Here is a 24498-nt window from a genome sequence, read left to right as displayed (position 1 = left end):
GCGCGTTTAGAAGGTCAGGCGACCGCCGAGCGAGACTTCGATTGCATGCGCGTTCTGGAGCAGGCCCCTGGTCAGGATGGGCGTTTGCACCGCGGTGCCGGCATAGGCAGCGGTGACGCGATCGATCGTCGTGTCACTGAAGTCGATATAGTTCGCACCCAGGTCGAACGCCATGCGCGGGGTCAGCTGGTAGCTGCCGCCGGCTGCATAGGTCCAGCGGTTCGCATCGGGCACGCGCGCGTCGCGCAGGCCGTTTTGGGTCGGAGTCTTCGCCCGCTGGATGCCGGCGCGCAGCGTCGCCTTCGGCGTGACGTCATAGTCGAATCCGCCCGCCAGGCTCCAGCTGTCGCGATAGCTTTCGGGAATCGCGGTGTTCAGCGGCGCGCCGAGATCGATCGTGTCGAACTTGCTCCAGTTATACGCGACGACCTGTGCGTTGAGCGTCAACTTGTCCGTGCCGCGGAAGCGGCCGGCAACGATCACTTGGCCGGGCGTGTTGAAGCTTGCCGTGGCGCCGTCGATCGAAACGTTCGAACTGGCCAGCGGGCCGACCAACCCGGTGATGTTCAGGCTGCCCTTCAGCTTATGACGGATGCTCGACTTGTAGCTGACGCCGACGGTCGCGAAATCATTGTGCAACTGGACGCCAGCGGTCCAGCCGAGATCCCAGCCATCGCCCTTCAGCTCCTGGAAGCCGTCCGGCTGCGCTGCCGACAGGTTGGGCAGCGCGTTGTTGAGGATCGCATCGGTGTATTCGATGTTGAGCGCGCCACCGACCCGCAGCCAGTCGGTGACCGCGATGCCGATCGAGGGCTGGATGTCGATCGTGCGCAGCCGCGTCTTGTCCGCAGTGTAGCGCGCCCAGCTATTCGCTTCGTAGTTGGTGGTGAAGCTGAACGGCGACGTCACCGCGACGCCGATCGCGATGCGGTCGGTAAGCGGATAGGCGATCGAACCCGAGGGAACGACGCCGTTGTTGATCGGATCGCTGGAAACGCGGTTGCCGCCGATCGGGGCGTAGCTGTTTCCGTTGGGCTGTCCCGTAGCCGAGAAGGTCGGGCGGCCGATCACGGTGCCGTTGTCGACCACATCGCCCTTCGGCCGGATCACGGTCGCCGCGATCGCGGCGCTGCCGTCGCGGATGCCGGCGATCGCCGCGGGGTTCCACCACAGCGACGCAGCGCCGGTGTCGGCGGCCTCACCCGAAAAGGCGCGGCCGGTGCCGCGCGCGGACTGCGACTGCAGATAGAAGGCGTTGGCGGAAGCGGCGCTCTCGAAGCCAAACGCGGAGACGAGCGCAGTGACGGCCAGCAACGGGGCCTTGGTACGAAACGACATGGGAAAGTCCTAAGCTAAGATACTGATTGTATGACCAGGCGGCGGCGCCTCAGCGCACGCGCGTCCAGGTCTGGGTCTTGCAGAGCGGGAAGAAGACGCAGCCGCGCAGCTTCAGCTGGTTCGCGCCGACGGGCGTGATCTTGCCGCTATAGGTCTTGCCGTCCTCGGCATTGTAGACCTGTCCGCTGCTCCAGACGCCGTCCTTGTCGGCCTTGAACCCGCTGAGCATCTGCATGCCCTGGATCGGGCGGTTGCGCAGCGCGGTGTTGGAGTTGTTGGCGTCCTTCATCGAAGGATTGGCACGCAGTGCGTCGGAGGTGAGGATCTTGCCGCAGATCGACGGGCCGCAACGGGCGATCTCGACGATGGCGTTGCGCGTTTCGGTCTTCCAGCGACCGATGACGGTCTCGGGCGTCGCGGCGGCGCCAGCGAGCAAGGCGGTGGCGATCAACAGGGACATCTTCTATCCTCTCCTAGTGTCGTTGGGTGCGCCGTATGCGTACGGTCACTGAATTTCTCGTCAGATCGTCGACGTTACCGCGACCCTGTTGCCGTATACGGCAGCTGTTTGTCTCGACTAGAATTGTACGAAGACAAGTCAAGTCTTCTTACTGATTCCGCGGGTGAAAAAGTGTTCACGAGCGTGGTGGGCCCCCGCGCGGGCGGGGGACCCAGGGTAACCAACGCGGCGCTGCTTGATCCTGGGCCCCCGCGTTCGCGGGGGAACAGGTCAGTTCCGGAGCGGCTTGCCTGTCTGCAGCATGTGAACGACCCGCGCCTGGGTCCGGGGATCCTTGACGCTCGCCATGAACGCCGCGCGCTCGAGGTCGAGCAACTGGTCCTCGGTCACGGTGTCGATCAGATCGGCCTCGCCACCTGTCAGCACCTCGGCGAGACGATCCGCGACGATGAGGTCGTAGTCGGTCGCCATGCCCTTCTTGTGGAAGTCCGCCACCGCCATGTTCAGCCCGGTCCGGCCGCTCTCGCCAGCCAGACGGAAGGTCGGCTTCTCCGGTGCCGCATAGCCATCGACCAGCGACAGCGCCTTGGCCTTCGCGTCCGCCAGCAGGCGGTCGCGGTTCATGGTGATGCCGTCGTCCTTGCGCAGGATCATCATCTCCTTCCCCTCCGCCGCCGACTTGGCGACCTGTGCGGTGGAGACCGCTTGGAACACCTTGGTCAGCACCGGCATCGGGCCCTTCGGCACCATGCCCGACTTGGTCCAGCGGTCGAGCATCTCGCCATTGCCACCCCAGCCGGGGACGAGACCGACGCCGCATTCGACGAGCCCCGCATAGGTCTCGGCATGCGCCTGCACCGCGTCGGAGTGGAGCAGGATCTCGCATCCACCGCCGAGCGCAAGCCCGGCCGGTGCGCTGACGACCGGGAAGGGCGCGTATTTGAGCGCCTTGTACGCCTGCTGCCCGCCCGCGACGCTGGCCTCGACCATGTCCCAAAGGCCAGCCCCGACCGCGAACATCGCGGCACCGAGGTTCGCGCCCGCCGAGAAGTTCGACGCTTCGTTATACACCACCAGCGCCTTGAAGCGCTCGCGAACCACCGGGATCGCTTCGTTGATCAATGCGACGACCTGGTCGTCGAGCGCGTTCATCTTGGTGTGGAATTCCAGCGCCGCGATACCGTCGCCGACATCCCAGAGCGACGCCGACAGGTTCGTCAGGATCGGCTGCGAGCGGAGCTTGATGTCCTCCAGCAGTTCGACACCGTCCGCGCGCGGCACGTCCGCATATTCACCCGTCGCGGTGAGATACTGACGCTGGCCGTTCTCGACACGGTAGAACGGACGATCGCCCGCAGTCTTCAGGATCGCAGGAACATCGCGAACTTCGTCGGCGAGGCGCGCAGCGAGCACGCCCGGCCCCATCCGGTCGATCAGCTCGAACGGCCCGTATTTCCAGTTATAGCCGAGCTTCATCGCGTCATCGATCGCGACGACATCGTCCGCCGCTTCGCCGACGAGCATCGCCGCGTAGGACAGCACGCTGCCGAGAATCGTCCACGCATAGGTGCCGATCTTGCCCGGCTCCGCGATCAGCGCGGCGAGGTCCTTGCCGGTCTTCCCAGGCAACTCCGCCGGCTTGGCCTCGGCGCGATACTCACCGGTCACGAGGTCGAGCGACAGCTTGGTCCGGGTCGCCTTGTCGAACCGGTAGAAACCACCCTTGCCCTTGCGGCCGGTGAACCCCTCCGCGATCATCTTGTCGACCAGCGGCAACGGACGGAGCGTATCGAAATACGGATCGCCCGCGGGCAGCGTGGAGGAGAGGCTCTTCGACAGCAACGGCATCAGGTCAACACCAACCAGATCGACGAGCCCAAAGATCCCAGTCTTCGGCACGCCCATCGGACGACCGCCGATCTGGTCGGCCTCCTCGACGGTCAGCCCCTGGTCCATCGCCGCGTTGATCGCGATCGCCAGCCAGTAGGTGCCGATGCGGTTGGCGATGAAGCCTGGCGTATCCTTCGCGCGGACGATCCGCTTGCCCATGAAGCGATCGACGAAATCCTCGACCTTCTCGGCGACCGCGATGTCGGTGTGCTCGCCGCGGACGATCTCGACCAGCCGCATGTAGCGCGGCGGGTTGAAGAAGTGCGTGATGAGGAAGTCGGCCTTGAACTGGTCCGAACGCCCCCCGACGAGGTTGCCGAGCGGGATCGTCGAGGTGTTCGACGACACCGCAGTGCCGGGACGCTTCAGCTCTTCCAGCTTGGCGTACAGCGCCTGCTTGATATCGAGCCGTTCGACGATCGCCTCGACGATCCAGTCGCACTCGGCGACGCGATCGAGATGATCGTCGATGTTGCCCGTCTCGACCAGCTTGGCCGCACGCTTCGACATGAAGGGGGCCGGGGTCGGTCTTGAGCATCTTGGCGACCGCGCCCTTGGCCACCGCATCGCGGTCGCCGCCCTCGGGCAGGTCACGCGGTACGATGTCGAGCAACAGCACGGGGATACCGGCATTGGCGACCTGTGCCGCAATGCCCGCACCCATGACGCCCGCGCCGATGACGCAGACCTTCTTGACCTGATCGACCATCATGCGCGCTCCAGCACCGTCGCGATGCCTTGACCGCCGCCAATGCACTGCGTTGCCAGCGCATAACGCCCACCCTCGCGCGACAGCAGCGCAGCCGCCTTGCCGACGATCCGCGCGCCAGTCGCGCCGAGCGGATGGCCGATCGCGATCGCACCGCCATCGAGGTTGATCGTTTCGTCCTTCAGCCCGAGATCGCGGATGCAGGCGATCGCCTGGCTCGCGAACGCCTCGTTGATCTCGACCACGTCGAGGTCGGCGACGGTGATCCCGGCGCGCTCCAGCGCCTTCTTCGACGCGCCGATCGGGCCGAGCCCCATCGTCTCGGGCGCGCAACCCGACACGCCGATCGACTTGATCCGCGCGAGGATCGTCAGCCCATGCTTCTTGGCGAACTCCTCCGAGGTGACCAGCACCGCGGACGCACCATCGGTCAGCGGCGAGGACGTACCCGCGGTCACCGAACCGTCCGCGCTGAACGCAGGCTTCAGGCCGGCGAGCGCTTCGGTCGTCGTGCCGGCACGGATCGTGCCGTCCTGGCTGACCGGGCCAGCCTTGGTCTGGATCGTCACGATCTCGTCGGACAAGCGGCCATCGGCACGCGCCGCGGCGGCCTTGTCCTGGCTCTTCACCGCGAACGCGTCCTGTTCGGCGCGCGTGATCTGGTAGTCGCGCGCGACGTTCTCCGCGGTCTCGCCCATGCCCATGTACGCCCCGGCGCTCTTCTTCGCGAGCGCGGGGTTGGGGAGGGGGTTGTAGCCGCCCATCGGCACGCGGCTCATCGATTCGAGGCCCGCGCAGATGAACGCCTCGCCCGCGCCGACCGCGATCTGGCCATAGGCGATGTGGATCGCGCTCATCGACGAGCCGCAGAACCGGTTGACCGTCATCCCACCGACCGAGATCGGCAGGTCGGCGATCTGCGCGATCAGCTTGGCGACGTTGAGGCCCTGCTCGCCCTCGGGAAACGCGCAGCCGAGGATGATGTCCTCGATCTCGGCGGGATCGACGCCGGTCTTGTCGAGCAATCCGCGAATCGTCTGTGCGGCGAGATCGTCCGGACGGACGCGGGCGAGATCGCCCTTGCCGGCGAGGTGGAACGGCGAACGGGCGTACCCGGCTATGACGACGTTGGTCACGATGATCCTCTCATATTGCGGTCGACCCGGTTAACGCTTGCGGGTTACCCTTAAGGTGCGATACCTCACCTTTACGTCAAGGTGAAGCGGCCGACAATATGGCTTACGCACACCAAGTAATGGAGAGCGAGATGCAGGACACTTCCGGGGGCAAGGCGATCGGCGTACCGTTGCAGGGCGAGCCACGCCTGCTGGGCGACATGCTCGATACGTCGGTCCGCCGGTTCGGGTCGCGCAACGTGCTCGACTTCATGGGGCGGACGCTGACCTATGCCGGGCTCGGCGAGTCGGTCGATCGGGCGGCGAAGGGGCTCCAGGACCTTGGTGTAGTAAAGGGCACGCGCGTGGCGCTCTGCCTGCCGAACACGCCCTATTACCCGATCCTGTTCTTCGCGATCCTCAAGGCCGGCGGCATCGTCGTCAACGTCAACCCGCTCTATGTCGAACGCGAGCTGGCGCATCTGCTCGAGGATTCGGGCGCGACGATCATCGCCACCTGCGACATCGCCGAAATCCACGCGCGCGTCCTGAAGGTCGCAGGCCAGATGGGCGTCAAGCACGTCATCACCTGTCCGATCGCGGGCGCACTGCCGACGGTGAAGTCGATCGCCTACCGCATCTTCAAGCGCGCCGAGATCGGACACGCCCCGAGCGACGCACGCCATTGCACGTTCGACTCGCTGCTGAAGGCGAAGGGCGCGCCTGCTGCTGTTGCCGTATCCCCGGACGAGGTTGCGGTGCTGCAATATACCGGCGGGACCACCGGCGAGCCCAAGGCTGCGATGCTCAGCCACGCCAATCTCGTCGCGAACGCCGATGCGATGGTGACGTTCGTCGGCGGCGAACAGCCGCATCAGGACCGCGTGCTCGGCGCGCTGCCGCTGTTCCACGTCTTCGCGCTGACCACCGTGCTGACCTATTCGATCCGCACCGGCGCCGAGATGATCCTGCTGCCGCGCTTCGAATTGCAGCAATTGCTCAAAACGATCGACCGCACCAAGCCGAGCTACTTCCCCGCGGTACCAACGATCTACGCGGCGATCACCACGGCCGCCGAGACGCAGAAGATCGACCTGTCCTCGATCCACGCGTGCATCTCGGGCGGTGCACCGCTCCCCGCCGAGGTCCGTGTGGCGTTCGAGACGGCGACCGGCGCGAAGCTCGTCGAAGGCTATGGCCTGTCCGAGGCCTCGCCGATCATCACTTGCAACCCGATCGGCGGGCTCAACAAGCCGGGCTCGGCGGGCTTGCCGTTCCCCGGGACGACGATCGAGATCCGCGACCGCGAGGACCCGACCCGGCTGCTCCCGATCGGCGAGAATGGCGAGATCTGCGCGCGCGGTCCCCAGATCACGCAAGGCTATTGGCACAAGCCCGCCGCCACCGCCGAGCTGTTCGCGGATGGCGCGCTGCGCACCGGCGATGTGGGGCACCTCGACGCGGACGGCTATCTGTTCATCGTCGACCGGATCAAGGACCTGATCCTCGCCGGCGGTTACAACGTCTATCCGCGCGTGATCGAGGAAGCGCTGTACGAACACCCGGCCGTATTCGAAGCGGTCGTCATCGGCGTGCCCGACAAATACCGCGGTCAGGCCCCCAAGGCGTTCGTCGTGCTGGCGGAAGGTGCGGTGGCTACCCCGCTCGAACTGCGCGATTTTCTCCGCGACAAGATCAGCAAGATCGAGCTTCCCCGCGAGGTCGAAATCCGCGACAGTCTCCCCAAGACGCTGATCGGCAAGCTATCCAAAAAGGAACTTGTCGCAGAAGAGGCCGCAAAGGCCGCAGCGTCGGAGGCGAGGGGAGTGGACGCGTGAACGACCGACAGGACGATCTGACCGGTATACAGGAGGTCTCGCGCATGCTCGGCGTGAGCGCACGGACGCTACGGTTCTATGAGGACAAGGGGCTGATCGAGCCCTGCCGGATCGGCACGACACGGGTCTACACGCGGCGCGAAGTCGCGCGGATGCAGCTGATTTTGCGTGGTAAACGTCTGGGTTTTACCTTGCGCGACATTGAGGAGTTCCTCGACCTCTACGACGCCGATCCCCAGCATGTGGAGCAGATGCGCGCGCTGGCGGAACGCTGTCGCCAGCGGATCGACCTGCTGGATGCGCAACGCGAGGCGATCGTCCAGACGCGCGATGAGCTGGAGAAGATCGAGCAGGAAGCGCTGGCTCGGATCCCCGCGGGCGACTGACCCTCTTCTTGCCCCCCTCCCTGAAAGGGAGGGGGTGGGGGTGGGTAGGCCTGCTTGAGCCCGAACCGTTGCGCAGCGCGGAGGCCGACCCACCCCCGACCCCTCCCTTTCAGGGAGGGGGGAGGAAGATCGACCCACTCTCACTCCTCGATTCAGCTTAAAGCCCCACCACACCCCCGTCCGTCTTCGTAATCACGATCGTCGAAGACCGCGGCCGCGACGGCGTCGCCACCGTGCCCGCCTGGTTCGCAGGCCAGCTGCTCGTGATATTGGTCGGCCCGCCACCTTCGCCCGGATGCTGGATGTTCACGAACAGCGACCGCCCGTCCGGCGTCGAGTAGATGCCGGTGATCTCGCACTCCTTCGGCCCGACCAGGAAGCGGCGCAGGGTCGCGCCCGGCGCCTTCCCGATCCGCGTCGTCACCGAGCCGGTCGCCGCGCCGACGGTGTTGGTCACCGTCCGCGTACCGCCGTCGTTGACCTTGCCCGGCACCGAGGCGAGCAGCATGCAGTTGGTGACGTCGGTATACGCACCGTCGTCGGTCTCGATCCACATCACCGGCGCGATCGTCCCCGACGCATTGCTCGGCAGGCCGAACCACAGGCCGTCCGGCGACGAGAAGTCGTTGGTCGCATCGAGCCCCGACAGGTTGATGTTGGTCGCGTCCAGATCCGAGCCGGCACCGAACGCATAGATATCCCATGCGAACGTCGTGGCTTCGGACGTGTCGTCCTTCTCGCGGAGGCGGATGATGTGCCCGTTGGCGTTACCCGTGGTCTGGCCGCCAGTGGTCTTCGGATCGACATATGCGCGGGGGTTTGACGCGTCCGCAGTCGCGACCGTCCGCGACGAGTTGTTGGTGAGCGTGCAATACATCTCACCCGTCGCGGGGTTGACCGCGGTCCACTCCGGACGGTCCATCCGCGTCGCACCGAGCGCATCTGCGGCAAGCCGGGTGTTGATCAACACATCAACCTGGCTCGAGAACGGATACGCGGCATTGGCCGAGGTAAGCGGCCCCTGTCCGAACACCAAAGGCAGCCACTGGCCGGTGCCATCTGCTGCGAGCTTAGCGACGTAAAGCGTTCCGGCGTCGAGATACTTGTCACCGATAGCGAGACGGTTCGTTGCCGTCGCGTCCGCCGCGGACCACGGCGTGGCCGACACGAACTTGTAGATATACTCGTTCTGCGCATCGTCGCCCATGTAGAACGCCGGCCGTTTGCCGGGGATCGTGCGGCCGATTTCGCAGCCCTCATGGTTCATGCGACCCAGCGCGGTCCGCTTGCGCGGCGTCGAGGCAGGATCGAACGGGTCGATCTCGACCACCCAGCCATATTGGAAGATTTCGTTGCGGAAATCGCCCGTGCCGTCGGCAGGTGCGCCGGCCTGCGCGGTGATGTTCCAGCGCGCATAGGCGGTGTTGGTCGCGTCGGCCGGCTGGACCGTCGACCACCCGTAGTTGCCGCCGGTGTTGCTTTCGCCCTTGCCGTAGCGCGCTAGCGAGGTGTTCGCCTTCACGCCCGCCGGGCCGCTAGCTGCGCGCCGCACGCCGTCGCCGACTTCGCGGCGGAAATACCCAACCCAGTTCTCTTCGTTCGTCAGGTAGGTGTTCCAAGGCATTGTGCCGTTTGCGCAATTGTTGATCGTGCCGCGGCCCGTGGTGGCGTCGGGCGAGTAGCGCGTCTTCAGGCTGTCCGCGCCGCGCACCGGCCCCGAAAAGCTCATCGGCGTCAGCGGGGTGATGCGGCGATTGAAGGACGAGGCAGTCGTGTAGCTCCAGGCGGCGGCGCGGTTGACCTCGATCACCGACACGCCGTGGCACTCCATCTCCTTCAGCGCTTCGGCTTCGGGGCGGACACCCGCGGTCGTGGTCGGGCCATTGGGATGCAGATAGGCCTGCGTGATGTTCTCATGGTTGAGCACGAGCAGACCGCGCGTGTTGCCGTTGGCATCCGGCGTACCCGTGGCGGGACATGCCGAAATAGCTCATGCCGTCATGATGATCGCCCGCGCGCTTCGAGAAAGTCGTGTCGGTACCGTTATTAGCATAGGCGCTCACGCCGCTGCCGATCGGATCACCGAGCCGGTACAACACCGTCACTGCATATCCGGCTGGGACTGCAACCACATCGGCAACGCTCTTCGCAACGGCAGTGAAGCCAAGCGAAGCGGCACCGACCGTTACGCTGGTCGTCGCGCTCGCCGTACCGCCAGCCGATACCGCCGTGAACTGGAAGCTCAGTACCGTCCCGGCAGCGGCGCCGGGGACGACGAACGTCGCGGTGGCGGTCGTAGCACCGGCGAGCGTGGCGGCGGGGCCTGCGGTCTGCGTCCAGGTCACGCTGTCGACCTGGCCGATCGCGGCGCCGGTCAGCGTTGCGACGCGACCGGCGGTCGAACTGCCGCCCGCGGTCGCCGTCACCGTGACGGGGCTCGATCCGTTGCCTTCGCTGTCGTCGTCACACCCGGTCAGCAGCATGCCGCCGAACACGGCTGCGGCAGTCGCGGACATGCCGCCCATCAACGTCTGGCGACGCGAATAGCGCGTGTCGATCAGGTCGTTGATATGCGGGTTGGCGGTCGGGTTGGTATCGATATCGCCGTCGGTATAGATGGTTTCGAACGTCATGCTTGGTCCCCCCGGGGAGTGTTGCGTGGTGTGTAACGATGCGGGAAAGTTAGAATTTCGCGCCCAGCTCGATGCCGTAGAAGCGCGGCTCGCCGGCGATGTAGGTCGGGATGCCGAAGCCCCCGCCGGTATTGCCCGCGTCGATCAGATAGCGCTTGTTGGTCGCGTTCCGGACGAACCCGCCGACGCTGTAGCGGCCCTGCGCGAACTCGAGACCGGCACGCACGTTGACCAGCGTGTAGCCCGGCGTGCTGATCGCAGGGTTGTTCGGCAGCTCGAAGAACACCTTGGTGCGGTAGTTGACGCTTGGCGTGGCATAGAGCGTCGCGCCGCCGACCGGCAGGCGAAGGATAACGCCACCCGACGCGGTCGTGTCGGGCTGAAGGCGGAACTGGTTGCCCGCGAACACGCCGTTCGCCGCTTCGTCGCCGATACCGCCGTCGATATAAGCAAATGTCCCGAATACCGAGAGATACGAGGCGAGCCTCAGATTGGCTTCGAGCTCTACGCCGAGGTTCTTCGCCGATCCGGCGCTCTGGGTAGTGGTCACGCCATTGTTCGTCACCGACACCTGGAAGCCATCATAGGTCTGGTAGAAGACCGATGCCGCGCCGCTGAACGGACCGACGCGCCCCTTGATGCCGCCTTCGTAGTTCCAGACGTTCTCCTGCGGCACGACCTGCAGGTTCGGCCCGACGCCGAACGCGGTCCGCTGTGCGGCAAGCTGGACTACCGGCGAGCGGCGTCCCTTGCTGATCGTCGCGTAGAGATTGACGGCATCGTTGAGCTTCAACAGCGCGTTGAAACGCGGCAGGATCGCCATGAAGCTCTTCTCGGCGACGAACTTGTTACCGTTCGTGTTGGCCGTGCCGAGCAGGCTCGATTGGATACCGAGCCCTGCCAGAAGCACCGAGTTCGGCTGAACCGACGAATAGCCCGACTGGCGATCCTCGATCAGGATGCGCGCGCCGGCCGTCAGCTCTAGCGCCGGCACCGGAATATAGGTCGCATCGGCAAACATCGAGTAGGTGTCGTTGTTGCCGTAGTTCGTGAACTCCGCCGCGTAAGGTATTGTGGTAGCACGACCACCGGTCAGCACTCCGGTAGCGCGGGTGGCGGGGATCGTGCCGTTCGCTGCAACACACCCGGTCCCGGTCGGGATGCCGGCACCGTTCAGCGCAGTGCGGATCGGCGCGTAGGCGGCGGCGACCGAGCAGGCGAGATACGTGCCCTCTTCGGTCGCGAACGGCACGCGCTGGAAGCCGTTCTCGAAGAACGCGTTCCAGCCGACAGAGGCGCGGTATTTCGGCCCTTCGAAGGCGAAGCGGCTCTCATGGCTCCACTGGTCGCCCTTGGCGTCTTCGGCGAACTCCAGATACGCAGCCGGGCCACCATCCGCGTCGAAGATCTCGAGCGCGTCGAACCGGCGATAGCCGTTGACCGTGGTGAAGGTGATCCCCGGCGACAGGTCCGCGGTGATCGTCAGGTTCGCGTCGTAGACGTTGCGGTCGAGGCCGAGCTTGCGTGCGCCGAGAAACTCCGCGCTGTACGGCGAGCCTGACAGTTCGGCATAGCCATAGTCGCCGGTCTGCCCGCCGGTCGGGGCATGTGCGCGGCTCTTGAACGCGGTGCCGGGATTGCGCTGTCCGTCATAGGTCAGGACTAGGTCGGCGGTGATGCTGTCGCTCGGGCGATAGCGCAGCGATCCGCGGATGCCGCGCTGGTCCTGGCCGTTCAGATCGTCCTGGTCGACGCCGCCCTGGTTCTGGTTCGGGACGTTCGCGTCGCCGGCGATGTTGCGGACATAGCCGTCGCGGTATTTGTAGGCGAAGGCGATGCGGCCGGCGAGGACGTCGTTGCCGGCATTCAGGAAGCCTGACACCTGCGTCCGGTCGAAATTGCCGTACGATCCGTTGATCGCGCCCGAGAAGCCGGCTTCCGGCTTGGCCGAGATCACGCTGATCGCGCCGACCGCGGCGGCCGTGCCGAACAGCGTCGCCTGCGGGCCCTTGACGACTTCGATCCGCTCCAGATCGAACAGATCCTGGTACGCCCCGCGCGAACGGCTGATGTCGATGCCGTTGTAATACAGCGTGACGCGTGCGCCCTGTTGCGACGATCCGTTGTCCGAGGTGATTCCGCGGATCACGAAGCCCGGGTTGTTCGCGCTCTGCTCCTGGACCTGGAGGCCGGGGATATACGCGGCGACTTCCGTCAGCGAATTGACGCCGATCGCGGCCATGCGCGCACCGGTCAGCGCAGTGACGGTAACGGGGACATCCTCGATCCGCTGTTCACGCTTCTGCGCGGTGACGACGATCTCGTCGTCCGATGCTGCAACGCGTGTTTCGGTCTGGGTGGTGGCTTGGGCGAGTGCCGCGGTCGAGCAGGTCGTGGCGAGCGTCGCAAGCGCGAGCCGCGTGAAGATACGTGTCATTAAGTCCCCCGTTTCGTTGCCGTCGCACTACGGGGGGGAGGTGACGTTTCGATGGCGTCTTCGTGAAAGCAAAATGACTATTCCGTAACGGCGCTGTCACATCGTTGCCGCCGCACTGTCTTCGATCGTGGCTAGCAGGCGGGCAGCACCCGTTACGAAAGTCCGACACGATGACGATCAACCGCCGCGATGCCCTGAAAAACGCTCTGAAACTGGCCGGCTCTGGCGCTACGCTCGCGCTGCCCGCGGTGGCAACGCACGCAGCGGGCGCGGCGAAAGCCCGCTTCGACCACGGCGTCGCGAGCGGCGATCCGTCGAGCGACGGCGCAATCCTCTGGACCCGCGCGACGCCGGTCGACGTCGCGCAGGCCGGCGACGTCGCGCTTACCTGGCACGTCGCGGAAAACGAAGGCGGCAAGCTGCTCCGCTCGGGCACCGTCAAGGCGCGCGCGGCACGCGACTTCACCGCCAAGGTCGAGGCGACCGGGCTCCAGCCGGGACGCGAATACCGCTATTGGTTCGACGCCGCCGACGGCACGCGCTCGCCGGTCGGCCGGTTCCGGACATTGCCGAAGGGCAAGGTGGCCGACGCCGTCATGGCCGTCGTCTCATGCCAGCTTTACGCAGGCGGCTTATTCAACGCCTATGATGCCATCGCCAAGCTCGACCGGCTTGACGCGGTGCTTCACCTTGGCGATTACATCTACGAATATGGCGCCGACGGGTACGGCGCGGACATCGCCAGGAAGATCGGCCGCCTGGTCGAACCGCGGCACGAGATCGTGAGCCTCGCCGACTACCGCATGCGGCACGCGCAGGTGAAACGCGACCTCGACATGAAGGCGGCGCACGCCCGCGCCGCCTTCATCTGCGTCTGGGACGATCACGAAGTCGCCAACGACGACTGGATGCACGGCGCCGAGAACCACGACCCCAAGACCGAAGGCGACTGGGACGCACGCAAGGCTGCCGCGATGCAGGCCTATTTCGAATGGATGCCGATCCGCGATCCGAAGCCCGGCCAGCCCTGGGCAGCGATCAACCGCAGCTTCGACTTCGGCGATCTCGCGACGCTGGTGATGGTCGAGACGCGACTGCTCGCGCGCAGCGAACAGGTCGCGGCGAAGGGCGAGGGGGTGATGCCCGCCGAGTACGTCCCGATGATGACAGAACGTGCGCGCACCGACCGCGAACTGCTCGGTCCCGCGCAGCTCGCCTGGGTCGAGAAGACGATGGCGACGTCGGTCGCGGCGGGCAAGCCGTGGCAGGTGCTCGGCAATCAGGTGGTCATGGCGAAGGTTGCCGGGCCCGACCTGGAACGCCAGCTCGGCCCCGTGAAATTCGCCGCGACGATGGCGAAGCTACCGGCGATGTGGCGGGACCGGCTGGGCGCCGCCATGGCCTCGTACCGCGCTGGCCTCCCGTTCAACTTCGATAGCTGGGACGGCTATCCGGCCGCACGCGAGCGACTGTACGCGGCGTTCCGTCGCGCCAAGTCGCGGCCGATCGTGCTCTCGGGCGACAGCCACGCCGCCTGGGCGAACGACCTGCACGATGCGTCCGGCGCGTTGGTCGCTGTCGAGTTCGGCTGTACCGGTATTTCCAGCCCATCCTACGGCTCGCTACTCCCCGGGATCGGTTCGTTGATCGCGGATGCCAACAAGGGTGAGGTCCGCTTCTGCGATCAGGACGGCAAGGGGTTTACGCTGCTGACGCTGACCCCGGACCACGCCACTGCGGACTCGGTGACGGTATCGACGATCCTGGCCAAGCCGTACACGCAGGCCACCGCGGCGCGTTTCCGTGCGATCGCCGGCCAGCCGAACCGCCCGCTGGACCGTATAGCCTGACTTGCCAACCAGTCGGCGGCGGCAAACCGCCGACTGGGTCGTCGAACGCGTACGGCCTGACGCGTTCGGCCGGCGTCGAGAACGCGCGGTCATTCGGTATCGTCCCTCGACCTCGCACACCGCAAATCAAACTTTTGCCGCCGGAAAGTTCAATCGCCTTTAATCTCCTACCAAGTACGGGGATATTCACCTCACCGAATGGAGGTGAGGATGCAGCGACACTTTTTGAAACCGGTGGTCGAATGCCCTGGCGTGGTCCTCGCGGGTATTCTTTACGGCAGGTCGCCGTGCGTGAGCGCGCGGCGCGAACCGTCCCCGATCGCGGTCGACCACTTCGTGACCGCCCCTGAGCTGGCTGCGGTCGACGGATTGCTAATCCTCACCGATCCAGCATCGCCGTCGCCGAATCAGCCGCCTGAAACGGACGCGATGCGCGCCGGTTATCGCGAACTTCGCTGACGTGCCGAAGGATCATCTCATGTTGCATGCAGCCGAGCTGCTCGATCTCTCCGCGACGATCGAGGAACTGCGCACGGCGCGGTCCGCCTGGCGGGCGGAGGCTGATGGCCGCCACAGCGTCGATCGGTTTCCATCGCTCACCGAGACGGGGCAAGCGGTCGACGATCTGGTCGCCGCACTGTTCCCCGGCCGTCTGGGTATGTTTACCGGACCGGTCGAACGCGAAGACGCCTTCGTCGAAACCAAGCTTCGACAAGCTCTGGCACGGCTGCAACGGCAGGTCGAAAGCGAGTTCAGCTATTGGCAGGAAGAGGCGGTACTGTCGTTCGACGTCAGCCATGCGTCGATGATCATCGGTCTGTTCACCGCCGAACTCGGGCCGATCCGCGAGCTGGTCGACGACGATGTCCGGGCAGCGTTCCTCGGCGATCCGGCCGCGCGCAGTGCCGACGAGATCCTGATCTGCTATCCCGGCGTCGTCGCGATCCTGTATCACCGGATCGCCCACGCCTTGTACGCGCTCGGTGCCCCGATCGTGGCGCGGATCATCTCCGAACTCGCGAACAACCGCACCGGGATCGATATCCATCCGGGCGCGACGATCGGTCGCCGCTTCTTCATCGATCACGGTACCGGGGTTGTGATCGGAGAGACCGCGATCGTCGGCGACCGGGTGCAGATCTACCAGCACGTCACGCTCGGAGCGCGCAGCCCGCTCGGTGTCACCGACGTGTCGGCGCGCGAACGGCTGGCCCGACATCCGATCGTCGAGGACGACGTGGTGATCTACGCCGGGGCGACGATTCTGGGTCGCGTGACGATCGGGCGCGGCGCGACGATCGGCGGCAATGTCTGGCTGCTGGAGGACGTGCCCGCGGGCAGCGTCGTCGCGCAGCCGACCGCGGTAATCCTGGCCGGCGATGCTGCCGACCAGCTGCACGAGACGCTGCGAGGCCGCGCCGCATGATGCGCTTTGCGTGTTGCCGACGCGAAGACGGCCCGCCCAAGCCTGTGATCGGTGTATTGTGCTGCAACGAGGTCGTCGACCGCCCGATCCAGGCGGTAGCTACGCGCTTCGTCGAGCCGTTGGTACGCTATGCAGGCGCCACCGTTTTGTTGGTGCCCGCGGTGGCGGATGCGATGGACACTCGGGCGCTGGCGGCGCGGCTCGATGGGCTATTGCTGACCGGATCGCGGTCGAACGTCGCCGCATCCCGATATGGCAAGTCCGACGCGGTCGACGATGCGCTGGATCTCGATCGCGACGCGGTGGCGCTCGAACTCGCGGGACGGATGATCGAGGCAGGACGGCCGGTGTTCGGTATCTGTCGCGGGTTGCAGGAGCTGAACGTGCTGTTCGGCGGCACGCTGACCGATACGCTGGACGGCGGCCATCACCGATCGACCGATGACGTGACCGCGTACGAGACACTGTTCGAGCATGTCCACGACGTCAGATTGCGATCGGGAGGGATGCTCGCGGCGGCGATCGCCGAGTCCAGCATCTCGGTTACGTCGGTCCACCGCCAGGGTATCGATCGGCTGGGGCAGGGGCTCAGCGTCGAGGCGCATGCGGTGTCGGACGGGCTGGTCGAGGCGTTCTCAGCGCGTCCATGCGGCGGCGATGTGCTGGCGGTGCAATGGCATCCCGAATGGGACGTTGCAGCCAGCGCATCCAGCCGCGCATTCTTTTCACTTATCGGCCAGTCGCTTGGGACCTATCGGGACCGATGACTGCGGTCGCTCGTTTGGCTCGCACGGAGATCGTCGCAGAACGATCCACTAACAGGGATATTATCATGACTGCCTATCGTACCGCGTTGACGCTCGCTGCCTCGACCCTCGCCTTTGCCAGCGCGCAAGCCGCTTATGCGCAGGACGTGCCGACGCAATCGGCGACCGCGCCGGCTGCCGATCCTGCCGCAGACTCCGCCGCGTTGCCCGACACGGGGGACGATATCATTGTCACGGGAACCCGCGCCGTTGGTCGGTCGCGGCTCGACAGCGCATCGCCGGTCGACGTGCTGAGCTCGGCCGCGATCCAGCGCCAGGGGACGACCGAACTGGGTGCAGCACTGTCGGCGATCGTGCCGTCGATCGACTTCCCGCGGCCGTCCGCCGTCGATGGCACCGACGCGATCCGCCCGGCGACGTTGCGCGGCCTTTCACCCGACCAGACTCTCGTGCTGGTCAACGGCGTGCGCGGGCATACCGCGGCGCTGCTCAACGTCGGTGGGTCGGTCGGGCGTGGCTCGGCTGCGGTCGATCTGAACACGATCCCGACCGTCGCACTCGACCGGATCGAAGTGCTGCGTGACGGCGCGTCCGCGCAATATGGCTCGGATGCGATCGCCGGCGTCGTCAACCTCCGTCTGCGCGAGGCTCGGTCGGGCGGCGGCATGACGGTCAATTACGGCTTCTACAATACCGACATCGACACCGCGCGAGGCAGCCGCAGCACGAACGGGGAGCATGCGCTGACCGTGTCCGGCTGGCAGGGCATCGGCTTTGGCGAGGATGGCTTCCTTACCGTCTCGGGCGAGTATCTCGATCGCCAGGCGACCAACCGAGCCGACTTCGACACGCGCCCGCTGTTCAACGCCCCCGCGACACCGAAGCGCGTGACCGGCCAGTTCGGCGATCCCAAGGTCGAGCAGTACAGCATCTTCGCCAATGCCGGCACGACGCTGGCCGGCACATGGAAGCTGTATGGCTGGCTCGGATATCAGGACCGCGATACGCGCAGCGCCGCGTTCCCGCGCCTGCCGCTGGATGCGACCTCGGCAACGCGGCTGACGCTTGCCGGTGTGCAGGACGGGTTCCTGCCGCTGATCAATACCAAGTCGCGCGACATCAACTCGGCGATCGGCATCAAGGGCGAGGTCGCCGACTGGAACGTCGACCTGAACGCCAGCTATGGCCGCAACAAGATCGGGTTCCGCACGCTGAATTCGGCCAACTACGCCTATGGGAGCGCGACGCCGAGGGACTTTTCCGATGGCGCGCTCATCTACGACCAGTACATCGTCGGCCTCGACGTCGATCGCAAATTCGACCTTCTGCAAGGCGTGAACGTCGCATTCGGCCTCGAAGGTCGCCGCGAAGGGTTCAAGATCGAGCCGGGCGAACAGGCATCCTACGGCTATCCGAGCGCCGGCACGGTTACCGGCGGCGCGCTGCTGACGGCACCACCAGGCGCACAGGGCTTTGGCGGGTTCTCGCCCGACAACGCGATCGAGCGCAGCCGCCGCAACGGCAGCGTCTATCTCGATATCGAGGCGCAGGTGACCGACAAGCTGCTGCTCGGCCTAGCCGGTCGCGGTGAGGATTATTCCGATTTCGGCTCGACCGGCACCGGCAAGATCTCCGCACGCTACGATTTCGCGCGCTGGTTCGCGCTACGCGCAACCGCATCGACCGGCTTCCGCGCGCCGGCGCTGCAACAGCAGTATTTCACATCGGTCGCGAGCGTCGTGCAGGACGGCGTTCCGATCCTCACGGGCACGTATCCGTCGGTATCCCCGGTCGCAGCCGCGCTCGGTGGCCTGCCGCTGGAGCCCGAGAAGTCGACCAACCTTTCGATCGGCACCGTGATCCGCGCGGGCGGGTTCGATCTGACCGTCGACGCCTACCGCATCCGGATCCGCAACCAGATCGGCTTGTCGGAGAACCTTGCGGGAGCAGGCAATCCGCAGGTCGCGGCCCTGCTCGCACCGTTCAACGTCAGTGCGGCGCGGTTCTTCATCAACGGGATCGCCTCGACCACCAAGGGCATCGACGCGGTCGCGCATTACCGCCTGCCGACCGACGCGGCGGGCATTTTCGACCTGACGATCGCCGGCAACGTCAACGACGTGAACGTAACGCGTGTACCGACCTCGACCTCGACGCTCAGCCCGGCACCCACGCTGTTCGCCCGCAACCGCATCGAGTCGCTGGAGAACGGTACGCCGGGCGAAAAGGTGACCGGTTCGATCGACTGGTCGCTCGACCAACTCGGCGCACTTGCTCGCGTGACCTATTACGGTGACGTGAACCAGCCCGGGACCACCGAGGCCGGCGACGTACGCAGCGGCAAGCACCTAATCACCGATCTCGAACTCCGCTATCAGGCGAAGAAGGGCGCGCAGATCGGGCTTGGCGTCAGCAACCTGTTCGACGTCTACCCCGACGCGACGAGCATCGCCAATAACACGACCGGGGTCATCGGTTACCCGTATTACTCGCCGTTCGGGTTCAACGGGCGCTACGTCTACGCACGTGCCGGCCTGAGCTGGTGATCAAGTCATAGTCGGGCGGCGCAAATTATACTCTGTTCGCCGAACATTGCGGATATCTCTATTCCCATCCGTTCAATGGGTATTACAAAGGGGTAACGTCGAGGCGAAGTGAAGCTCCCTAGACGGAACCTCGTGGTCCAGCCGAGCCCCCTCTGCTGGACCACTACTTGCGCGGCCCACATCTCCAAGGATCGAACGGCAGTCATCGAGTCTTTGCTGTGGCATTCGATCGACGTCCGCGCCAATAGCGGATCGCCGTCATCACGACCGCAACGACGATCGCAAGGACCACGACGCCCGCCAGCTTGTGCTTCGGCATGATGCTGTGGACCGCCTCTAGCAGCGTGTCGCCGAACAGATAGCCGATGCCCGTGAACATCACGCCCCAGATCGCCGCCGAGACCGCGTTGAGCACCATGAACGTGCGCGCGGGGACGTGCGACGTGCCGATCGCGATCGGGCTGATCGTGCGCAGGCCATAGAGGAAGCGGAAGCCGAGGATGAAGATCGTCGGGTAGCGCTCCAGCGTATCGAGTGCCTTCGCGAATGCCGGCCTGGCGGCGATCCTGCGCACGCGGGCGGTATCGCGGTAACGGCGCCCGGCAAGGAAGAAGAGCTGGTCCGCGGCAAACGATCCGGCGACCGCCGCCGCAGCGCTGCCCCAGAGCGGCAGCAAATGCTGATGCGCCAACACGCCACCGGTCACGACGGCGGTTTCACCCTCAATCCCCGCACCGAGGAATATCGCGGCAAGGCCGTATTCGGCGATAAACGTTTCGATCGACATCACCTAGTCTTGCCGGAGCGCGGACGCGTCCGCTAGTACCCGACAGGTGTTTACCGACCGAGATAGTCCATCTTGCCGATCGGGACGCCGCGCATCCGCAGCAACGTGTAGGTCGTCGTGACGTGGAGGTAGATTTCGGGAGCACGAACCCGAGCACATAGCTCTGCCCCGTAATGTCGAACGTCTGGCGAAGGCCTACGATCAGGTCGGGTCGAGCAGGAACGCCGCGAGTTGGTTCCAGGCCGGTTGCTTTGCCGCCAAGCCCACCGTGTGAAGCGGGCTGCTGGACGGGAGAGCGATGATCGCCGGTCCGTCGTAACCCGGTCCGAGCAGCTTCAGGCCCTGCTTGAGCGCGGTCCCGCCGTTGAAGGCGACCGCTCGGAGCTTCGGTAGCTGCGCCACGAGTGCCGCGATGTCGTTGCCTTGAACGTCGAGGATCGCCGCGTCGCTGCTCCCCGCCCGCCGAGCCGAGCCGATAACATCCCACAGCGCTACGCCGCTCACCCGCAATGCCGCCAGCCGATCCTCATAGTCCAGCGCAGCGAGATCGCAGCCGACGACCGGCGACATCAGATGCCAGAACTGGTTCTGCGGATGCGCGTAATACCGCTGTGCTGCCAGCGACCGGTCCCCGGGCAAACTGCCGAGCACCAGGATACGCGCATCGGGACCCATAATTGGCGGAAAGGAATGCTTGAGCGACATTAAGTTCTCTCGGCGTCGAATGACCACAAGGCTATGCGATCCGACGGTTATAACCTAGGACCGGCACGATTGATCGCACCATGCGCGGGACGATCACGGGAAGGACTGCCGACTTGGCACTAGACGGACATCTACCGGCACTCGCACGGACCGGTATCGACGGGCTCGACGACATTCTGAACGGAGGACTGACGCCGGACCGGATGTACCTGATCGAGGGCACGCCGGGTACGGGCAAGACCACGCTGGGGCTCGGTTTCCTCCTGGCCGGTGCTTCGGTCGGTGAGGCCGGGCTGTATATCACGCTCGCCGAGACCGAGGTTTCGAACTTCGCGCGGTGGCGCAGACTCACGGCTGGTCGCTGGACTCGCTGTCGTTGTTCGAAATGGTACCCGCCGACGGCTTTGGCGAAGATCACGAACAGACGTTGCTGCATCCCAGCGAGGTCGAGCTGGGCGAGACGATCCGCGACGTGATGGCCAAGGTCGACGAGCTTCGCCCGAAGCGCGTGGTGATCGACAGCCTGTCCGAGTTGCGCCTGCTCGCGCAGAGCCCGATCCGCTATCGGCGCCAGATCCTGGCGCTCAAGCACTTCTTCTCGACGCGGGCCTGCACCGTGCTGTTTCTCGACGACAAGAGCGGCTCGGGCAGCGACCTCCAGTTGCACAGCATCGCGCACGGCGTCGTTTCTCTGGAACAGACCTTGTCGGGGTTCGGTGCGCAACGCCGTCGCCTTCACGTCGTGAAGATGCGCGGCGTGCGGTATCGCGGCGGCTATCACGACTTCGAGATCGAGCGCGGCGGCCTGTGCGTGTATCCGCGCCTCATCGCGTCCGAGCACGTGATGAAATATTCGGACGATGCCGTGTCGACCGGTTCGATCGAACTCGACGCGCTGTTGGGTGGTGGCCTGATCCCCGGCACTGCCACGTTGCTGACCGGCCCCGCCGGCGTCGGCAAGACCACCGCGTCGGTCCAGTCGATGATCGCAGCGTTGAAGCGAGGCGAGCGGGCCGCGTATTTCCTGTTCGACGAGCGTCTGCCCACGCTGCTGAAGCGTAGCGCGTCGCTCGGCATGGACCTGATGCCGTTCGTCGAGAACGGACAGCTAGAACTGCGGGCGATCGATCCTGCCGAGATGTCGCCGGGGGAATTCTCGGGTGCGGTGCGCGCGGCGGTCGAACGGCACGGCGCGAAGATCGTCGTGATCGACAGCCTCAACGCCTACCTCCAGGCGATGCCGAACGAGCAGTTCTTGATTCTCCAGATGCATGAGATGCTGACGTATCTCGGCCAGAAGGGGATCGTCAGCCTGTTGATCCTCGGCCTGCACGGGATCACCGGCGACGTTCGGTCCGACGTCGATCTCAGCTATCTGTCCGATACGATCGTCCAGCTCCGCTATTTCGAAGCGCATGGAGAGGTGCGCCAGGCGATTTCGGTCATCAAGACCCGTACCGCACGGCACGAACGCACGATCCGGGAGTTTCAGATCGGTAGCAACGGATTGCTGGTCGGCGAGCCCCTGCGCGAATTCCAAGGCGTGCTGACCGGGGTCCCGACATTCTCGGGCGAAGGAAAGACGTTGATGGCCAGCCGGATGGGAATACGGGACATTCGCGGCTGACATGGACGATCGCGTCCTGATCCTGGCGCCGCGCGGGCGCGATGCGGCGATCGCGTCGGACTTGCTCGGCCGCAACGATATCGTCGCGTTCGTCTGTCGCGACCAGACCGAATTGGTGTTCGAGTTGAACAGGGGCGCTGCCGCTGTGATGCTGACCGAGGAAGCGTTGACCACCGAGGAGGTTGCGCCACTCGCGGAATGGGTAGCGGCGCAACCCAATTGGGCCGATATCCAGTTCGTCGTTCTCGCCAACGGCACCCGGACACCGCGTACCGAGCGTGCGACGCAACGCCTCGCGGATCTCGGCAATGTCCTGCTGCTTGAACGGCCGCTGCATGCCGAGGCTATGCTGGGCGCGATCCGGTCTGCGATCACGGCACGTCGTCGACAATATGAGTTGCGCGACGTCGCGGTAACGCTCGAACGCGCCGTGCTGGATCGGACCAGCGAACTGAGGACCGCTCGCGAGAGCCTCGAGATCGCGCTCGAAGCCGCGGGCATGGGAAGCTGGGATATCGACCTGGAAACGGGGGTCTCGCGTCGGACGCAGCGTCACGATGCGATCTACGGCTATCCCGAGGGGCGCTCGGAATGGAGCCTGGAGACGTTCCTCAGCCATGTCGACGTCAAGCAGCGTGGCATGGTGACGCAGGCTATGACCGAGGCGACGAAGACCGGCGCGATCGACGTCGAGTACCGCATCGATGCCGCCGACGGCGAGTCGCGCTGGCTCGTCGCCAAGGGGCGGGTCCAGTATGACGATGCCGGCAAGGCCACGCGGATGACCGGCGTCGTCTCGGACGTCACCGACCGCAAGGAAGCCGACGCGCAACTCGCGCAGGCGCAGAAGATGGACGCTATCGGGCAGCTGACCGGTGGCGTCGCGCATGATTTCAACAATTTGCTGACCCCGATCGTCGGCAGCCTCGATCTGTTGCGCAGGCGGCACAAGGACGACGAGCGCACGCAACGAATGATCGGCGGCGCGTTGCAGGCGGCGGAGCGCGCCGCGACGTTGACGCAGCGATTGCTCGCCTTCGCCCGTCGACAGGCTCTGCAACCCCGCGCGGTCGATATCGGCGCGTTGATCGACGGACTGGTCGACCTGATGCGGCGCTCGCTCGGACCCTCGATCGCCGTGACGATCGAAATCCCGCGTCATCTGTCGTCGGCACGCGTCGATCCCAATCAGCTCGAACTCGCGCTCCTCAACCTCGCGATCAACGCGCGCGACGCTATGCCCGGTGGCGGCAAGCTCACCCTGACGGTGAGCGAGATCGTCGTCGACGAGCGCAACGTCATCGGGCTCTCGCCGGACCGCTACGTCCGGATCGCAGCGATCGACACCGGCGTAGGCATGGACCGCGCGACGCTGGCGCGTGCGACCGAGCCGTTCTTTTCTACCAAGGGCGTCGGCAAGGGCACCGGGCTGGGGCTTTCGATGGTCCACGGCCTCGCTGCGCAATCGGGCGGCACGTTGCGCCTCACGAGCGAACCCGGCTCCGGCACGACGGTCGAGCTTTGGCTGCCGGCAACCGAGGAAGCGGCGGTCGATACCATCGAGAACACGGCCGAGCCCGTCACCGCACGCCGTGCTGCCAAGGTGCTGCTGGTCGACGACGAGGATCTCGTTCGTGCGGCAACCGCCGACATGCTGCGCGACATCGGCTATGTCGTGGTCGAGGTATCCTCCGCCAGCCAGGCCCTGTCGGCGATCCGGTCGGGCGTCGATGCCGACGTGCTGGTCAGCGATTATCTCATGCCCGGCATGACCGGGGGGCAGTTGATCAGTGAATTATGGTCGGCGGGCAATCGTATCCCAGCCTTGCTCGTGACTGGCTATGCCGCGGCGGGCGAGGACGTGCCCGAAGGCGTCATCCGTCTGTCGAAGCCGTTCCGCCAGACCGACCTTGCCGCGCGGGTCGACGAACTGCTGCGCCAGTCGCCACCCGGACGTCCGAAGCTGCGCGCGGTAGAGTGATAT

Annotated in this window: 19 protein-coding genes and 1 pseudogene; 10 read left to right on the top strand and 10 right to left on the bottom strand. The window is 65.5% G+C overall.

Features of this window, described 5'->3' with window-relative positions; translation table 11 throughout:
- Window positions 1–6: 6 nt before the first annotated feature.
- The 4 genes and pseudogenes from QFZ54_RS05475 to QFZ54_RS05460 all read right to left on the bottom strand — a co-directional run bounded on the left by QFZ54_RS05475 (window position 7) and on the right by QFZ54_RS05460 (window position 5533).
- Window positions 7–1338, bottom strand: a complete 1332-nt coding sequence (locus tag QFZ54_RS05475; RefSeq protein ID WP_307085176.1) for an OmpP1/FadL family transporter — start codon at window positions 1336–1338, stop codon at window positions 7–9.
- 49 nt (window positions 1339–1387) lie between these two features.
- Complete coding sequence (locus QFZ54_RS05470) at window positions 1388–1798, bottom strand: DUF2147 domain-containing protein (RefSeq protein WP_307085174.1); 411 nt, start codon at window positions 1796–1798, stop codon at window positions 1388–1390.
- Window positions 1799–2068: 270 nt separating this feature from the next.
- Window positions 2069–4397 (bottom strand): annotated as a pseudogene (locus QFZ54_RS05465) (3-hydroxyacyl-CoA dehydrogenase NAD-binding domain-containing protein).
- On the bottom strand, window positions 4397–5533 hold the full coding sequence (locus QFZ54_RS05460) for a thiolase family protein (RefSeq protein ID WP_307085172.1): 1137 nt from the start codon (window positions 5531–5533) through the stop codon (window positions 4397–4399). The pseudogene QFZ54_RS05465 and the gene QFZ54_RS05460 overlap by 1 nt, the downstream one beginning before the upstream one ends.
- Before the next feature lie 131 nt (window positions 5534–5664).
- On the opposite strand from QFZ54_RS05460, the gene QFZ54_RS05455 reads away from it, so the two are divergent.
- Both QFZ54_RS05455 and QFZ54_RS05450 read left to right on the top strand, forming a co-directional pair.
- Window positions 5665–7350, top strand: a complete 1686-nt coding sequence (locus tag QFZ54_RS05455) for a long-chain-fatty-acid--CoA ligase (protein ID WP_307085170.1) — start codon at window positions 5665–5667, stop codon at window positions 7348–7350.
- A gap of 17 nt (window positions 7351–7367) precedes the next feature.
- Window positions 7368–7736 (top strand): MerR family transcriptional regulator, encoded by a 369-nt coding sequence (locus QFZ54_RS05450; RefSeq protein ID WP_214654878.1) that lies wholly within the window; start codon window positions 7368–7370, stop codon window positions 7734–7736.
- A gap of 157 nt (window positions 7737–7893) precedes the next feature.
- Here QFZ54_RS05450 and QFZ54_RS05445 read toward each other — a convergent pair whose 3' ends face one another.
- Genes QFZ54_RS05445 through QFZ54_RS05435 form a run of 3 tightly spaced genes read right to left on the bottom strand, consistent with a single transcriptional unit; the run spans window position 7894 to window position 12806 of the window.
- Window positions 7894–9663 (bottom strand): PhoX family protein, encoded by a 1770-nt coding sequence (locus QFZ54_RS05445; protein ID WP_307085167.1) that lies wholly within the window; start codon window positions 9661–9663, stop codon window positions 7894–7896.
- Window positions 9650–10369: an alkaline phosphatase PhoX gene (locus QFZ54_RS05440; RefSeq protein WP_307085165.1), complete on the bottom strand. Its 720-nt coding sequence runs from the start codon at window positions 10367–10369 to the stop codon at window positions 9650–9652. Before QFZ54_RS05440 ends, QFZ54_RS05445 begins: the two co-directional genes overlap by 14 nt.
- A 49-nt stretch (window positions 10370–10418) precedes the next feature.
- Window positions 10419–12806, bottom strand: coding sequence for a TonB-dependent receptor (locus QFZ54_RS05435; RefSeq protein ID WP_307085163.1), 2388 nt, complete (start codon window positions 12804–12806; stop codon window positions 10419–10421).
- Between the two features lie 170 nt (window positions 12807–12976).
- On the opposite strand from QFZ54_RS05435, the gene QFZ54_RS05430 reads away from it, so the two are divergent.
- The 5 genes from QFZ54_RS05430 to QFZ54_RS05410 all read left to right on the top strand — a co-directional run bounded on the left by QFZ54_RS05430 (window position 12977) and on the right by QFZ54_RS05410 (window position 19395).
- The gene (locus QFZ54_RS05430; RefSeq protein ID WP_307085161.1) at window positions 12977–14656 is read left to right on the top strand and encodes an alkaline phosphatase D family protein; all 1680 of its coding nucleotides are present in this window, start codon (window positions 12977–12979) and stop codon (window positions 14654–14656) included.
- Window positions 14657–14866: 210 nt separating this feature from the next.
- Window positions 14867–15115: a hypothetical protein gene (locus QFZ54_RS05425; protein WP_307085159.1), complete on the top strand. Its 249-nt coding sequence runs from the start codon at window positions 14867–14869 to the stop codon at window positions 15113–15115.
- Between the two features lie 19 nt (window positions 15116–15134).
- Entirely contained in the window at window positions 15135–16082 is a 948-nt protein-coding gene (gene epsC / locus QFZ54_RS05420) for a serine O-acetyltransferase EpsC (protein WP_307085157.1), read from the top strand.
- Window positions 16079–16849 (top strand): gamma-glutamyl-gamma-aminobutyrate hydrolase family protein, encoded by a 771-nt coding sequence (locus QFZ54_RS05415; protein WP_307085155.1) that lies wholly within the window; start codon window positions 16079–16081, stop codon window positions 16847–16849. The genes epsC and QFZ54_RS05415 overlap by 4 nt, the downstream gene beginning before the upstream one ends.
- Before the next feature lie 65 nt (window positions 16850–16914).
- Entirely contained in the window at window positions 16915–19395 is a 2481-nt protein-coding gene (locus QFZ54_RS05410; RefSeq protein ID WP_307085153.1) for a TonB-dependent receptor plug domain-containing protein, read from the top strand.
- Between the two features lie 202 nt (window positions 19396–19597).
- Here QFZ54_RS05410 and QFZ54_RS05405 read toward each other — a convergent pair whose 3' ends face one another.
- From QFZ54_RS05405 to QFZ54_RS05395, 3 genes are all read right to left on the bottom strand, one after another.
- Complete coding sequence (locus QFZ54_RS05405) at window positions 19598–20182, bottom strand: DedA family protein (protein WP_307085151.1); 585 nt, start codon at window positions 20180–20182, stop codon at window positions 19598–19600.
- A 50-nt stretch (window positions 20183–20232) separates the two neighbouring features.
- Window positions 20233–20316: a DUF1993 family protein gene (locus QFZ54_RS05400; protein ID WP_373458580.1), complete on the bottom strand. Its 84-nt coding sequence runs from the start codon at window positions 20314–20316 to the stop codon at window positions 20233–20235.
- 67 nt (window positions 20317–20383) lie between these two features.
- Window positions 20384–20887 (bottom strand): DNA-deoxyinosine glycosylase, encoded by a 504-nt coding sequence (locus tag QFZ54_RS05395; protein ID WP_307085149.1) that lies wholly within the window; start codon window positions 20885–20887, stop codon window positions 20384–20386.
- A gap of 113 nt (window positions 20888–21000) precedes the next feature.
- Between QFZ54_RS05395 and QFZ54_RS05390 the strand changes: the two genes are divergently transcribed.
- From QFZ54_RS05390 to QFZ54_RS05380, 3 genes are read left to right on the top strand one after another with little or no spacing between them, the layout of a single operon-like run.
- A complete protein-coding gene (locus QFZ54_RS05390) occupies window positions 21001–21363 on the top strand; it encodes an ATPase domain-containing protein (RefSeq protein ID WP_307085147.1) in 363 nt (120 codons plus the stop codon).
- Window positions 21273–22514, top strand: coding sequence for an ATPase domain-containing protein (locus tag QFZ54_RS05385; protein WP_307089282.1), 1242 nt, complete (start codon window positions 21273–21275; stop codon window positions 22512–22514). Before QFZ54_RS05390 ends, QFZ54_RS05385 begins: the two co-directional genes overlap by 91 nt.
- 1 nt (window position 22515) lies before the next feature.
- The gene (locus QFZ54_RS05380) at window positions 22516–24495 is read left to right on the top strand and encodes a PAS domain-containing hybrid sensor histidine kinase/response regulator (protein WP_307085145.1); all 1980 of its coding nucleotides are present in this window, start codon (window positions 22516–22518) and stop codon (window positions 24493–24495) included.
- Window positions 24496–24498: the final 3 nt, after the last annotated feature.

It is taken from the genome of Sphingomonas faeni (assembly GCF_030817315.1).
In the GTDB taxonomy this organism is placed as follows: domain Bacteria; phylum Pseudomonadota; class Alphaproteobacteria; order Sphingomonadales; family Sphingomonadaceae; genus Sphingomonas; species Sphingomonas faeni_C.
Note: the sequence above shows the minus strand (reverse complement) of the source record. Positions and strands in the feature narration are given on the sequence as shown.

Excerpts from the sequence above, each read along its gene's own strand:
- QFZ54_RS05475 (WP_307085176.1), bottom strand. The coding sequence starts at position 1,338 with ATGTCGTTTCGTACCAAGGCCCCGTTGCTGGCCGTCACTGCGCTCGTC.
- QFZ54_RS05470 (WP_307085174.1), bottom strand. The coding sequence starts at position 1,798 with ATGTCCCTGTTGATCGCCACCGCCTTGCTCGCTGGCGCCGCCGCGACG.
- QFZ54_RS05455 (WP_307085170.1), top strand. The coding sequence starts at position 5,665 with ATGCAGGACACTTCCGGGGGCAAGGCGATCGGCGTACCGTTGCAGGGC.
- QFZ54_RS05440 (WP_307085165.1), bottom strand. The coding sequence starts at position 10,369 with ATGACGTTCGAAACCATCTATACCGACGGCGATATCGATACCAACCCG.
- QFZ54_RS05435 (WP_307085163.1), bottom strand. The coding sequence starts at position 12,806 with ATGACACGTATCTTCACGCGGCTCGCGCTTGCGACGCTCGCCACGACC.
- QFZ54_RS05430 (WP_307085161.1), top strand. The coding sequence starts at position 12,977 with ATGACGATCAACCGCCGCGATGCCCTGAAAAACGCTCTGAAACTGGCC.
- QFZ54_RS05425 (WP_307085159.1), top strand. The coding sequence starts at position 14,867 with ATGCAGCGACACTTTTTGAAACCGGTGGTCGAATGCCCTGGCGTGGTC.
- epsC (WP_307085157.1), top strand. The coding sequence starts at position 15,135 with ATGTTGCATGCAGCCGAGCTGCTCGATCTCTCCGCGACGATCGAGGAA.
- QFZ54_RS05415 (WP_307085155.1), top strand. The coding sequence starts at position 16,079 with ATGATGCGCTTTGCGTGTTGCCGACGCGAAGACGGCCCGCCCAAGCCT.
- QFZ54_RS05410 (WP_307085153.1), top strand. The coding sequence starts at position 16,915 with ATGACTGCCTATCGTACCGCGTTGACGCTCGCTGCCTCGACCCTCGCC.
- QFZ54_RS05405 (WP_307085151.1), bottom strand. The coding sequence starts at position 20,182 with ATGTCGATCGAAACGTTTATCGCCGAATACGGCCTTGCCGCGATATTC.
- QFZ54_RS05395 (WP_307085149.1), bottom strand. The coding sequence starts at position 20,887 with ATGTCGCTCAAGCATTCCTTTCCGCCAATTATGGGTCCCGATGCGCGT.
- QFZ54_RS05385 (WP_307089282.1), top strand. The coding sequence starts at position 21,273 with ATGGTACCCGCCGACGGCTTTGGCGAAGATCACGAACAGACGTTGCTG.
- QFZ54_RS05380 (WP_307085145.1), top strand. The coding sequence starts at position 22,516 with ATGGACGATCGCGTCCTGATCCTGGCGCCGCGCGGGCGCGATGCGGCG.